Source organism: Burkholderia lata (assembly GCF_000012945.1).
Lineage (GTDB): Bacteria > Pseudomonadota > Gammaproteobacteria > Burkholderiales > Burkholderiaceae > Burkholderia > Burkholderia lata.
In genome coordinates this window covers 980,657-993,641 of sequence record NC_007511.1, presented here as the reverse complement: position 1 = coordinate 993,641, position 12,985 = coordinate 980,657, and the positions used below count along the sequence as shown (strand labels likewise).

Here is a 12,985-nt window from a genome sequence, read left to right as displayed (position 1 = left end):
TTTTTCGTGGGTGAGCGCGCCCCTCGCGCCGGGGGTGACGCGATTGCGCTGGGTGAAACGGTGTGGAAAGTCAGGCGGGCAACGGCCCGGCGATCATCCGGCCTGCGGCGCGAGTTCGGGCACGCCGGGCACGCCGGGCGTGACGACGCGCGGCGGCAGCGGATTGCCGGTGGGCGCTGCATGCAGCGCAAGCTCGCGGCTACGCGCATTCAGGCGCTGCAGCGCGCGGAATTCGGACGGCGCCATCCCCTTCACCGCGCGGAACTGGCGGTTGAAGTTCGACACGTTGTTGAAGCCGGCCTGGAAGCAGATATCGGTGATGTTCGCGTCGTCGGCAAGCAGCATCTGGCACGCCGACTCAATCCGCAGACGATTCACGTACTGGACGAACGGCATGCCCGTCTGGCGGTGGAACGCCCGCGAGAACGCGCTGACGCTCTGCCCGGTCAGTTGCGCGAGATCGGATTCGCGCAGCTCGGACGCGAGGTTCTTGCCGATGTACGACAGCGCATGGCTGAGCCGCGTCGGCGTGACGTCGGCCTGGTCGTATGCGGGGCTCGCGAGCAGCGTGCGTTCGGCCGCCCCGCAAAGCCGTTCGAGGATCGTCATGAACAGCGCGATGCGGCGCATGCCGCGCGCGGCCAGCAGCTCGTCGAACAGCGGCGCGATCGCAGCGCTGGTTGCCGCGTCGAAGCCGACCCCGCGCCGCGCATCGTCGAGCAGCGCCTGCGCGTCGCGGCATTCGGGAAACGCGTCCATGCAACGGCGCACGAACGCCGGATCGAACTGGATCACGAGGTTGCGGCGCTCGACGGTTTCGCCTTCGGCCATGTCGCTGACCCAGTTGTGCGGCAGGTTCGGGCCGAGCAGCACGAGATGGCCGGGGCCGAACGAGCCGATGTGGTCGCCGACGAAATACTTGCCGCGCGTCGCGACGATCAGGTGCAGTTCGAATTCGGGATGGAAGTGCCAGCGGATCGTGCGATACGGATAGCCGTGCGACCAGACCTTGAACGACTCGTCGCGTCGCACTTCGACCACTTCCAGATCGGGGTGCATCATTGTTGGCGTCTCCATTCCCATGTCTCGCTGGCCGGTTCGTTGCGCGCGTGCGCCGCGTATCTCACGCGGCGACGCGACCGGTCGCATGGGAAGCAATGTAGGTCGATCGAGCGCGCGGCTCCACCAACTTTACGCCTGATTTCCGATACTTTTTTGCGCATTCCGGCCGCAAACGGCGCCGGACGGCAAATTTGTGCAGCGCGGAACGGCCGGACGGCCGCCCGCTCCGGTGCTTACGCGGCCGCGTGCTCGCGCGCCGTCCGCACTTCGTAGGCCTTCAAGTTGTTGTACGCGATCCGCAGCAGCGACAGCGCATCGGCCGCCTGCGGGTCGCGGCGCGCGAGCAGGTCGCCGATCACGTGATCGGCTTCGACGCGCGCATGGTTCTCGACATCGCGCAGCATCGACGCGGTCAGCGGCGACGGCGTCAGCACCATCCGCTGCATCCGCTCGATCGCGGCCGGGTCGGGCCGGTGGCCGTTGTGCTCGGCGATCGCACTGCATTCGGCGAGCATCGTCTCGAGCAGGCGGCGGCCGTCCGGCGCGGCGAGAATGTCGCCCACCGAGCCGCGGAACAGCGACGTGCTTGCGGCGAGCGTCGCGAGGAACACCCACTTTTCCCACATCCGCGCGGCCACGTTGTCGCTGAGCGTCGCATCGAAACCCGCGCCGCCGAGCACCTCGGCCACCGCGCGCACGCGCGGCGATTCGCCGCCCGCAAGTTCGCCGAAGGTGACGCCATGCGTATCGTTGAGGTGCACGATGCGCTGCTCGCGATCGAGCGTCGCCGCGATCACGCACAGCCCGCCGAGCACCTGCGCGGCGCCGAACCGGTCGCGCAGCACGTCGAGATGACGCATCCCGTTGAGCATCGGCAGGATCAGCGTCTGCGGGCCGACGAACGGCGCGAACGAAAGAATCGCGTCATCGAGGCTGTACGCCTTGCAGCTCAGCAGCACGAGGTCGAACGGCGCGACGCCGGCACCCGCATCGCCCGCGCGCACGGTCTGCACGTTCGCGAGCGTCAGGTCGCCATGCGGGCTGCGGATCAGCAACCCGTCGCGCGCCAGCGCGGCCGCACGGCCGTCACGCACCAGGAACGTCACGTCCCGCCCCGCCGCGGCCAGCCGGCCGCCGAAATATCCGCCGACCGCGCCGGCCCCTACCACCAGAATTCGCATCGTTGCCTCCTTTCGGTTTCATTCGCCGCCGCGCCGCCGAGCCGGGCCCGCGGCGCACACGCAATCGCCCCGTGAGTATAGCGATACCCGTTATGCATATGCATAGATACCCTTGTCGTCATTAGAGGCTTGCATCCACGGTACCGGTTCCTAGGGATAACCCGTCTACGGTGACGCCCGCCAGGCGCCGTCAAAACACTTATCCCGTCACGCCGTCACGGCGAGCTTCCACGACCGACCGACCACACACCATGCGCAACCTTTCCCTGAATCAGAAACTCGCCTCGATGATCGTCATCCTGTGGCTCGGCCTGCTCGTGATCGCCGGGCTCGGCGCCTGGCAGACACGTGCATCGATGATCACGGACCGCCGCGAGCAACTCGCGTCGCTGGTCGCACAAGCCGCGAGCGTGACCGACCACTTCTACAAGCTGTCGCAGCAGAACGCGTTGCCGGAAGCCGATGCGAAGCAGAAGGCGCTCGAGGCGATCGCCGCGATGCGCTACGGCGCCGACGGCTACATCTCGATCAACGACTCGAAGCCCGTGATCGTGATGCATCCGATCAAGTCCGATCTCAACGGCAAGGACGTGTCGAATTTCACCGATCCGAACGGCAAGCACCTGTTCGTCGAGATCGTGAAGGCCGGCAACCTGGAAGGCGGCAAGGGCTTCGTCGAGTATCTGTGGCCGAAGCCGGGCGCCGACAAGCCGCAGGAGAAAACCAGCGCGGTGCAGCGCTTCGCGCCGTGGGACTGGTATCTCGTGACCGGCATGTACATGAACGACGTGCGCTCGGCCGTGCTCGAAAGCGTCGGCCGCTGGCTCGCGATGACGGCCGTGCTCGGCGGGATCGCGACCGCCGTAATGGTGCTGGTGCTGAAAAGCGTGCGCGCGAACCTCGGCGGCGAACTGGAAGTGGCGCTCGACGCCGCGCAGCGCATCGCGCAGGGCGACCTGACCGCGCGCGTCACCGTGAAGCACGACGATCGCGGCAGCCTGCTGCACGCGCTGCATACCATGCAGGGCGGGCTGATCGACATGGTCTCGCGCGTGCGGATGGGCACCGAGAACATCAACGTCGGCGCGAGCGAGATCGCGTCCGGCAACACGGACCTGTCGCAGCGCACCGAGGAACAGGCCGCCGCGCTCGTGCAGACCGCGTCGAGCATGGATCAGATGACCGCGAACGTGAAGCAGAACGCGGACAGCGCCGCGCAGGCCGCGTCGCTCGCCGGCCAGGCCGCGCAGGTCGCGACGCGCGGCAGCGCGGTGGTCGACGACGTCGTGCGCACGATGAACGAGATCACCGACCGCTCGCACAAGATCGGCGACATCATCGGCGTGATCGACGGGATCGCGTTCCAGACCAACATCCTCGCGCTGAATGCGGCGGTTGAAGCCGCGCGTGCCGGCGAACAGGGCCGCGGCTTCGCGGTGGTCGCGGCCGAGGTGCGCTCGCTCGCGCAACGCTCGGCGACGGCCGCGAAGGAGATCAAGTCGCTGATCGTGTCGTCGAACGAGACCGTCGAGCAAGGCGCGGCGCTCGTCACGCACGCGGGCGAGACGATGGCCGAGATCGTGCAGTCGGTGCGGCGCGTGAACGAGATCCTCGACGAGATCAGCCATGCCTCGCGCGAACAGAGCGCCGGGATCGAACAGGTGAATCGCGCGGTGGGTGAGATGGACCAGGTGACGCAACAGAACGCGGCGCTCGTCGAAGAAGCCGCGGCGGCCGCGCATTCGCTGCGCGATCAGGCCGAGGCGCTGCGGGATGCGGTGACGCGGTTTGCGTTGCCGGCCTGACAGCGGCCGCACGGCGCACACATGCTCACGCGGCTCGGCCTGGTCGTGACACCGCCAGGCCGGTGCCGAGCCCCAGCCCCGCCGCCCGCTGGATCAACTCGACGTCATTACTCACGCCGAGCTTCTTCATCGCACTGATCTTCTGCGCGCTGACCGTCTGCTTGCCCTTGCTCAGACGCTGCGCGATCGTCTTGATCGGCACCCCCGACAGATACAGGCGAATGACCTCGATCTCGCGCGCCGACAGCTTCACGGGCGCCTCGCCGCGCTCGCCGAATGCGTCGACCGCGCGCCTGACGAGCGGCGACAGGTAGCGCCCGCCGCTGTAGCTCGAATGAATGGCCGTGACGATATGGCCGACCTCGTCGAACTTGCTGACGATGCTCACGCCGCCGATCGCGAGGATCGACCCGAAGATCAGCGGGTTCTCGTTCGCGACCAGCGCGACGATCCCGACGTTCGGACGCGTGCGGCGCAGCCAGTCGAACAGCGCAAGGCCGTCCATCTGCTCGTCTCCGCGGATCGCATAGTCGACCAGCACGACATCGCAGTCGACACCGCCGAGCGACGCGACCAGTTCGGCCACGCTCCGGTAGACCGCGACGATCTCGATCGCACAGCCGCTGCCCGCGACCTGCTCGATGCCGGCCAGCGTCAACGGCCAGTCGTACGCGAAAGCGACGCGAACATTGAATTTCCTCATGCGCAGTTCCAGGTGGTTCATCGGCCGCGCGACACGGATCGCGCACGGCCGGTTTGGCGTTGAAAGGACGTTCAGGCTACTTTTAGCCTGAACGTCGATTCTATGAAGCCGCGCGCAAGCGGGATATCGGACGGCATCGGGATCGGCCGCCGGAGACGTAATACGAGTTTGATATTTGCGCCAGTTCGAGCGCCCGACACATGGCGGCCGGTATCCGTAGACATCGGCCGGATGGCCAGCGTGGCGGGTCATCCGGGCCAAGCGACCGGCCAGCAGGTAAAATCGACGCCTTTGCATACCGCGCCGGGCCACCGGCGGCGAGCGACGCGCCGAAGCCGGCCGCGCGCCACCGCCCGTTTGCCGGCTGCCCGTACCCCCGCTTTCCTCATGACCGAATCCGACCTGCAACCCGACGACACCTCCATCCACGAAGACGGCCTCTGGCGCGACAACGGCTGGACGGCGCGCATCATCAAGAACGAAGACGACGACGGCTGGGCCGTCGAGATGATCAAGGACGGCGAGTCCGAGCCCGCGCTCGTCGGGCCGTGGACCATGGGCCGCGACAAGAAGAACCCGAAGCCGATGGACGCAAACGCGTTCCGCACGCTCGTGAAAACCGCGACCGAAGTGCTGATGCGGCACGAGCAGCAGCGGCGCGCGATGCTGCACAAGGAAGTGACGGTTCAGGGCGAGGACGACCAGGATGTGTCGGTGACGCTCGACATCGTGCCGGACGAGTTCGAGCCGTACGCGCAGCTCAAGGCATTCGATCCGTATGGCGAACTGCTGGCCGAAGCGAAGGTATCGGCCGGGTTCAAGCTCAACAAGGCCAGCGCCGAGCGCTGGGTCGCATCGGGCTTCGAGCGGCCGGCCTCCTGACAGCGCGCCGCGCGCCGCCGGGCCGCGCGCTCAGGCGCCGGCCCCCTGCCGTGCGCGCCGCAGCCGGCGTGCCGCGAGCTTGCGCCGCACGAGCTGCTCGAACTGCTGCGTCGCGACCGCCGGATCGCGCGCGGCCAGCCCGAGCGCGTTGCGCACCAACTGGATCGGCGTCAGCACGAGGCCCCACGGCAACCCCCACCAGCCGAACGCGGCCGACGCAAGCAGCGCGACCGCCTGCTTCCTGCGGCCGCAACGCCGGCAGCACACATGGCGCCGCGTCGCCCAGCGCGTGACGAACAGCAGCGACACGACGCGATGCGACGCATGGACGTCGACCGGCTGGTCGTCGCGACGGCAGATCGGGCACGGCCCGTAACGCCAGTCGTGCACGTACTCCCAGACTTTCGCGTCGGGCACCTGCTCTGCCTCGACGACGATCGGATGCGCTTGCGCGCACGCCTCACGGCAATAGCGGCGGCCGTCGATCGACTGCCCGCCGACCAGGAACGTCCTGCCGCAGTGACTGCACTCTGCCACGGTAACCTCGGATAAGCGTGATGCGCCACGTGCCGGCCGCGCGCGCATGGCTGCGCCGGCGGTCCGGACGGGCCGTTTCCTGTCTTAACGGCCGACGTCGCGCGGTCTTGAGCGGCGGTGTGCCGCGGCGCGTCAGCCGTGCAGCCCGTGCGCGGTCATCAGCCGATACAGCGTCGCGCGCGAGATGCCCAGCTCGGCCGCCACGTCCGCATGCTGGTGGCGGTGGCGCATCAGCGTTTCCTCGATCGCGTGCCGCTCGGCCTGCCGGCGCGCTTCCGCGAGCGTCGGCGGCCGCCGCGACGTGTACGGGTGCAGTTCGAGATCGGCGGCCGAGATCATCGGGCCGTTCGTCATCACCACCGCGAACCGGATCCGGTTGATCAGCTCGCGCACGTTGCCGGGCCACGGATAGTTGTGGATCGCCTCGATCGCGCACGGCATGAAGCCGCGAATCCGGTGCGAACTGTCACCGCGATAGCGCCGCAGCACGTAGTCGGCGAGCAGCATGATGTCGCGGCCGCGCACGCGCAGCGGCGGCTCGTCGATGCGCAGCACGCACAGGCGGTAGTACAGGTCGGCACGGAACCGCCCCGCCTGCATCGCGGCCTCGAGATCGACGTGGGTCGCCGACACGATCCGGACGTCCACCGGAATCGACGCGTGCCCGCCGAGCCGCTCGATCGTGCCTTCCTGCAGGAAGCGCAGCAGGCTCGCCTGGCTCTCGAACGGCATGTCGCCGATTTCATCGAGAAACAGCGTGCCGCCGTGCGCGGCCTCGATCCGGCCGATCTTGCGCTGGTGCGCGCCCGTGAATGCGCCGCGCTCGTGGCCGAACAGTTCGGCCTGCAGCAGCGTCGACGGAATGGCCGCGCAGTTCACGGCGACGAATGGCGCGTCGGCGCGCAACGACTGCTGGTGGATCGCCGCTGCCGTCAGCTCCTTGCCGGTGCCGGATTCACCGGCGATGAATACGGTGGCGTCCGTGTTGGCGACCTTGCGGATCGTCGCGAACAGGCGGCGCATTGCGTCGCATGAGCCGATCATCGTGCCGCCGGGGGGCGCCGCATCGGCGTCCGGGCTGCCGTCCGCGAGCTTCAGCATCCCGTAGGCGTGGCCGACCAGATAGCCGATCGTCGTATAGGCGGTCACATTGCGCACGTAGTCGAAGCAGCAGTGGCGAATCAGGCGCGCGATGGTGAGATCCCGCAGCCGCTCATTGTCGGCGAGCGCGACCCAGCCGACCCGCGGATCGCGCAGCAGCGTCTCGAACGACGTGACGTCGGGCGACGCGAAGCTGCCGAAATCGACGATGCCCGCATGCGGACGGTTCACCTTGACGAGATTCAGTGCGTCCGCAACGGTTTTCGCACGCCACACGTCCCAGCCGCGCGATTCGAGACAATCGACGAGCGCGGCATCGTGCTGCTGCGACAGGTAGACGAGTGGCCGCGACGGTACGACATGATTGCGCCGGACGGCAACGAACGGCGCCGTACCCGCATCGCGTTCGAGATCCTGCGGGCCCGACACCCTGATCTGGCAGCAATAGTTCACGATGGCCTCGTCGCTTGATTTGGTTGTCGAAACGGCCGTCGCCGGATCGCGCAGCGCGGGGCATCGTGGTCCCGCGGCGCAGCGCCGGGCCGTCCTCGGATTGACGTTTCGTTATCGGCAGAAAACGACGCGCTGCGTGTAGATCTGCGGCTCGACGACCGGTTTCGTGGAACGGTTGAGGTCGTCACGATAGGCGCGGTAGGTCTTGCCGTTCACCGTGACTTCCGTCGCAGGGGCCGTCTCGATCGAGTTGAGCCCGTTGCGCTGCCACCCGCTCACCCGGTCCGCCGCCGTCACGCTCGACTCGCCCGCGATCTTCTGCGTGATCGCGCTGCCGTCGCTCCACGGCTGCGTCTGCATGTCCTCGGCATGCTGCATCGCGCCGATCGTCTTGCCGGTCGGCGCCGGCCCGTTCTGCGCTTCGAACGGCGCGCCACGGCCGTACACCGGCGATTGCCACGACGGTGCGTGACCTTCCTCCGGCATCATGTAGATCATCTGCGGATCGCCGATCATCATCATCGGCGCGCATGCCGTGTTGTCGGCGCGACCGAGCGTCGTCAACGCCTGCTCGACGCTCACGGCGTTCGCGGCGGTCTGCTCGCCCAGGATCACGAAGACCGCCGGGTTCTGAAATACCGCTTGCGCTGCGGCTTGCGCGCTGTACAACAACAGAGCGACCAAAAAGATCCTCATGATTGAGGCCTCCTTGCATCCTCGTCGGGCAAAAAGAGGTGTTGACCTCGGGGATGGGATCAACACCCGTCAAACAGGAAACGACCGTCGGGCATCGGGTTCGAAAGGCTCCCGTGCGACCTGCGTTCCGGCCGCACGGGAGTCCGACCCGCGTGCTTACGACGACGTGCTCGTCGAGATCACGGCCGGAGCCGGCACGACCGGGGCAGCCGGGGCAGCCTGCTGGTCGACCGAAGCCGGCGGCAATCCTTGCGCCGGATCGGACAACACCGGCATGTCGGCGGCCTGCGCGGCGGCTTCCGGCACCTTCGCGTCGGCGGTCGGCATGTCGGCAGGCGCTGCGGCTACGGCAGGCTGCGCGGCTTCCGGCGCGGGCGCTTCGGCGGCGACCGGCGCCGGCTCGACGGCCTTCGCATCGGCTGCCGGTGCAGGCATCGCGGTCTCCACGGCTGGCACCGCGACGACGGCAGCGGCCGGCGTCGTGTCCGCAGCCGGCGCGGCAGCGGCTTGCGCTGCGTTGTCGGTCGCGGCCGGGATCGGCTCCGGCGCCTTGTCGGCGACTGCCGGTGCAGGCTCCGGCGCCTTGTCGGCAACCGCCGGTGCGGGCTCCGGTGCCTTGTCGGCGACTGCCGGTGCGGGCTCCGGTGCCTTGTCGGCCACGGCCGGTACGGGCTCAGGCGCCTTGTCGGCCACGGGCTGCACGGGCTCCGGTGCCTTCGTGTCGGCAACCGGCTCGGCAGGTGCGGGCGATGCCTTGTCCGCAACTGCCGGTGCGGCGATCACGGCGGCAGCCGGTACGGCTGCAATCGCAGCCGCCGGGACGACCGATGCTGCGGGTGCGGCGGCGACAGCAGGTACGGCAGCCGCTGCGGGCGCTGCTGCTGCGGCCGGTACCGCGGCGGCAACGGCGGGGGCTGCGACGGCCGGGGCGGCTGCGACAGCCGGCGCCGCCACTGCCGGTGCGGCAGCGGCAACAGCCGGTGCGGCGACGGCCGGTGCAGCGGCAATCGGCGCCATCGACGGCACGGGCACAGGTACCGGCACCGACACGGGTGCCGCCTGCACCGAGGTCGTCGCCACCGGGCGGGGTTGCGCCGGTGCCGGCGCGGCAGCGCCCAGCGGCGGCAAGCCCATGCGGTCGCGCACGATCGGATCGCGATACTTCACGTCGTCGGCAACCGTCGCTTCTACGCTCGGCGCCACGTTCGAACGGGCGAGCGGCGCGGTCGTGCCCGGGCACAGGTGCCCGGTCGCTTCAACTGCACGCCGGTTCGCGTCGCTCTGGCAGAGCAGCGCGAGCGCCACGTCGGTCAGGCCCATCGCGCGGAATTCACGTGCATCGAGACGTCGGACGCAGGCCTGGTCGACGAGTGTCGTACCACCCGTCGCGCCGAACCCCGGGAACGACACGCCGACGCTCACCGACCCCATACAGGTATCGGACAGCGTGGTCGTGAGGCCCGGCGCCTGGATCGCGGGGTTGGTCTTGATCGTCTGCGTACCCGAGTAATTGACGTTTTCCGCTGACTGGGTGTTGTACGGGTTGGTGCCTGGCGCGCCGGATGACTGCAGCGACTGCGGCGTCACGTTCGTGCCGCCGCTCGTGCTGGACGGCATCGTCACGTTCACGTTCACGCTCGAATTGCCGCTGCTGCGAACCCCGCTGGAGCTGGTAGCGTTACCGCCGCGCGAGCTCGTGGTGTTCGTGTTCATGCTCGAGCCGCCGCCCTGGCTGATCGACGAAGACGACGTCGAGGACTGTGCGCTCGAAGTCGAATCGGCGGTTTGCGCTTGGGCGCCGATCGTGGTCATCGCGAACATCGCTGCGCATGCCACCTTGATCCTGTTGCTGTTCATTTCACTCTCCGGACGAGGTTTGACCTCCCACCCAGGCAACCGTACTAATTCCCCTGATTCCCTTCAGCTTTGCCTGCTTCCCCGAACTGTTTCCAGCCGTTACCCAGCTGGGACCATGAGCCGGCCGACATGCCCTGCCACTGCTGGGCGTCTGGTCCGCCGATGGCACTGCCCGAAGAAAGCGTTTGTTGTTCTGACGGTTTGGTTGTCTGGTCAGGGTTGTTTGACGTCTGCAAATTCGATTGCACGTCGTTGGCAATACGGTCAGCGCCATACGCCGTCAGAGACGCGAGCATCAGAGCGGCGGCAATCAGTTTCTGCTTCATGCCAACTCCTTACGTGACAACAATGTGGGGAAAAGAGACCAGCGTCGCTGGGAAACTGGCCCCCCCACACCTGACTAATGACTGCTTCCGGTCGCACTTGCACTGCCCTGGCTCCCGCCCGATGCGGACGGCGACCCGGCCGGACCGGTACTCCAAACGGTCGACGAGTTGTAGTGATTCGAACCCGTGATCGCGCCTGACCCACCACTGCCGGTCAGCCCAGCGGCACCCGCGTTGGCAACGCCCTGGTCGTTCGCACTCGAAGCCGTGTAGTGATTGGCACCAAGGACGATCGTGGCGCTCACCCCGCCCGACAGCGCATTCGCGTTCTCGTTCGTGCTGCTGTTTCCACCGTACGAGCCTGCGGCACCGATACCGCCACCTGCCGCAAACGCGCCTCCGTTCGTGCCCGAACCGCTGGCCGTCGAAGTCGTGTTGTGGAAGGCGGATGCCGTGCCGGCGGAACCAGCGGGTGTCACCGTACTGCCCGCGTTCGCGCCCGCCGTCGAAGTCGAATTGCTGGTATAGCTGCCGGATCCGACCAGGACCGAACCGGAAACACCCGCCGCAACGGATTGTGTCTGGTTGGTCGTGGAGGAACCCGCTGCCAATGCAGCCGACGCTAAGACGGTGAGCGCTGTCGCGAAAATGACTTTGGCTTTCATAGCAATTCCTTGCTGTGAGTAAGTTCGGCGGTGGCGGAGCCGGGTCAACCCCCATCGAGCGGAACCCGGCATCCGTACCGCCAGCCAATGACGAACGCTACGCGTCGCGGCTTAGTGGTGATACGTCCAGCCGATCGAACCGGCATTTGCACCGCTGTTGCCACCGGCTTGCGAGCCGCCGAAGCCGAAGCCACCGACGGTCGACGTTTGGGTATGGTTCGTGTACGAGATCGAACCGCTGCCCGGGCCGCCTGCAACTGCGCCGGCTGCACCGAGTGCCGAGCCGGAATCGGTTGCGGAGAAATGGCCGAAGCCAGCAACCCCTGCCATCGTTTGGCCGCCGCTCGACGAGCTGCTGCTCGACACCGTGCCGCTGCCAGCGAACGCTGCACCCGAAACCGCCAGAACTGCTGCTGCAATCAGAAGCTTCTTCATGGTCGACTCCAAAACGGCGTGGACGGAGTGAGTCAGGAAGATCGCACGCCATCAACCTTCCCGACTTGAGCAATCCTCGAAATTAAGGATCACTATCTAATTAAAAAAATCCCGATGCCTTTTCAATTCAATTTTTTGTGATTTTGGCCAGACGAAGCTTAGCTTCGCGATTTTTAGTTATCCAAACTTTTTTTGTAGGTGTTTTCTATTATTTTTATGAACATTGGACTTACACCGAAAACACCATTGCCTGATAAACCGGAACGATGCGCACACCTTTCCGGCTTGCGATATTCGACACCCCGCCGGACGGCATGCCATTAATAGACATCCCATTTCCGGAATCGAAAATTCGCGAATACATTAACCACCGCAAAATGCAGCGCCGTTGAAAATACACCCTTTATCCGGGCGACAACGGGCCTGCATTGCAGCCAGGTGGCCTGTCTTCTCCCTGAGCTATCGAAGAAAGTCTTCCGGATAATCCGGCCGACGGGCGTTCGATCTAATCCGGCCGGCGCCGGCATGGGCCAGGCGCGATCGAAGCGACCCTGCACGTCCGAAGACGAATCGGCATCACGCTGTCCGGCACGAACAGCCTGATCCATCCGGGTGAACTGTATGAAAGCGAGTACCGCTGTCGCCCGACTGCCGTACGGCGCGACAACCGCGCCAGCACGCGAAGCGCGCGGCGGGCAAGAAACCGGGACAGAGCAACCCGCGAAGCTGGCACAGCGTCGCGAGCGTCACCCCGGTCTTTCCGACTACCCCATTGGTGCGTAATAAAGTACGCGCCGATCAAGCTACTGCTTATGGTCTTCATCGCCGTTTCCCCGACTGCTTATTGACGAGTTGGCCGCCCCACCTCTTCGTTACTTCGTGTCGACCGCCCGCCGGTGCGTCCAATACCGCAAGCAGCGTGCCACGTGATATTCCACCGCATATTGCGCTCGGCAAACGGCCGCCGCGACGGCACGCAGCGCCCGAAACGACATTTTTTGTTTCAGGAATGTATCGCAACAACAGTTTGACACCCCCGGCGATCGTTGAGCGCCGCGACGCAATTGCCGGATTAGACGGACGAATCCGGCCTGCAGGCCCGTGCCGGACGGCCAGATGAACGAGTGTTTCAAACTTGAGAAGCGCACGGCCGTGCAAGGCAGGCGGCGCGGGCATTTCCGCCTGGAAACCGGAGATCGCACCGTGTGCGGCCCCCTCCCGCGCCATCACAAACGAGAATCGATACGCGCGACGCCGGGCACCGGGAGCCCGATCCCGTAGC

General features: G+C 66.6%; 12 protein-coding genes. 2 read left to right on the top strand and 10 right to left on the bottom strand.

What is annotated here, in order from left to right:
* Nucleotides 1-93 precede the first annotated feature (93 nt).
* A complete protein-coding gene (locus BCEP18194_RS27175; RefSeq protein ID WP_011354490.1) occupies nt 94-1,062 on the bottom strand; it encodes an AraC family transcriptional regulator in 969 nt (322 codons plus the stop codon).
* A 233-nt stretch (nt 1,063-1,295) separates the two neighbouring features.
* Entirely contained in the window at nt 1,296-2,243 is a 948-nt protein-coding gene (gene panE / locus BCEP18194_RS27170) for a 2-dehydropantoate 2-reductase (RefSeq protein ID WP_011354489.1), read from the bottom strand.
* 251 nt (nt 2,244-2,494) lie between these two features.
* Between panE and BCEP18194_RS27165 the strand changes: the two genes are divergently transcribed.
* A complete protein-coding gene (locus BCEP18194_RS27165) occupies nt 2,495-4,048 on the top strand; it encodes a methyl-accepting chemotaxis protein (protein ID WP_011354488.1) in 1,554 nt (517 codons plus the stop codon).
* Between the two features lie 25 nt (nt 4,049-4,073).
* Here BCEP18194_RS27165 and BCEP18194_RS27160 read toward each other — a convergent pair whose 3' ends face one another.
* A complete protein-coding gene (locus BCEP18194_RS27160) occupies nt 4,074-4,751 on the bottom strand; it encodes a response regulator transcription factor (protein ID WP_041493495.1) in 678 nt (225 codons plus the stop codon).
* Nucleotides 4,752-5,138: 387 nt separating this feature from the next.
* Here BCEP18194_RS27160 and BCEP18194_RS27155 point away from each other — a divergent pair, with 387 nt between their 5' ends.
* A complete protein-coding gene (locus BCEP18194_RS27155) occupies nt 5,139-5,633 on the top strand; it encodes a hypothetical protein (RefSeq protein ID WP_011354486.1) in 495 nt (164 codons plus the stop codon).
* A gap of 30 nt (nt 5,634-5,663) precedes the next feature.
* Here BCEP18194_RS27155 and BCEP18194_RS27150 read toward each other — a convergent pair whose 3' ends face one another.
* From BCEP18194_RS27150 to BCEP18194_RS27120, 7 genes are all read right to left on the bottom strand, one after another.
* Complete coding sequence (locus tag BCEP18194_RS27150; RefSeq protein WP_041493224.1) at nt 5,664-6,170, bottom strand: hypothetical protein; 507 nt, start codon at nt 6,168-6,170, stop codon at nt 5,664-5,666.
* A gap of 132 nt (nt 6,171-6,302) precedes the next feature.
* Nucleotides 6,303-7,724: a sigma-54 dependent transcriptional regulator gene (locus BCEP18194_RS27145; RefSeq protein WP_011354484.1), complete on the bottom strand. Its 1,422-nt coding sequence runs from the start codon at nt 7,722-7,724 to the stop codon at nt 6,303-6,305.
* A gap of 111 nt (nt 7,725-7,835) precedes the next feature.
* Nucleotides 7,836-8,420 carry a hypothetical protein gene (locus BCEP18194_RS27140; RefSeq protein WP_011354483.1) on the bottom strand — a complete coding sequence of 195 codons (585 nt, stop codon included), beginning with the start codon at nt 8,418-8,420 and terminating at the stop codon, nt 7,836-7,838.
* 156 nt (nt 8,421-8,576) lie between these two features.
* Nucleotides 8,577-10,277 (bottom strand): hypothetical protein, encoded by a 1,701-nt coding sequence (locus BCEP18194_RS27135; protein WP_041493223.1) that lies wholly within the window; start codon nt 10,275-10,277, stop codon nt 8,577-8,579.
* Between the two features lie 44 nt (nt 10,278-10,321).
* Nucleotides 10,322-10,603, bottom strand: a complete 282-nt coding sequence (locus BCEP18194_RS27130; RefSeq protein WP_011354481.1) for a hypothetical protein — start codon at nt 10,601-10,603, stop codon at nt 10,322-10,324.
* A 74-nt stretch (nt 10,604-10,677) separates the two neighbouring features.
* On the bottom strand, nt 10,678-11,268 hold the full coding sequence (locus tag BCEP18194_RS40245) for a hypothetical protein (protein ID WP_081436660.1): 591 nt from the start codon (nt 11,266-11,268) through the stop codon (nt 10,678-10,680).
* Between the two features lie 111 nt (nt 11,269-11,379).
* Nucleotides 11,380-11,703 (bottom strand): hypothetical protein, encoded by a 324-nt coding sequence (locus BCEP18194_RS27120; protein ID WP_041493221.1) that lies wholly within the window; start codon nt 11,701-11,703, stop codon nt 11,380-11,382.
* Nucleotides 11,704-12,985: the final 1,282 nt, after the last annotated feature.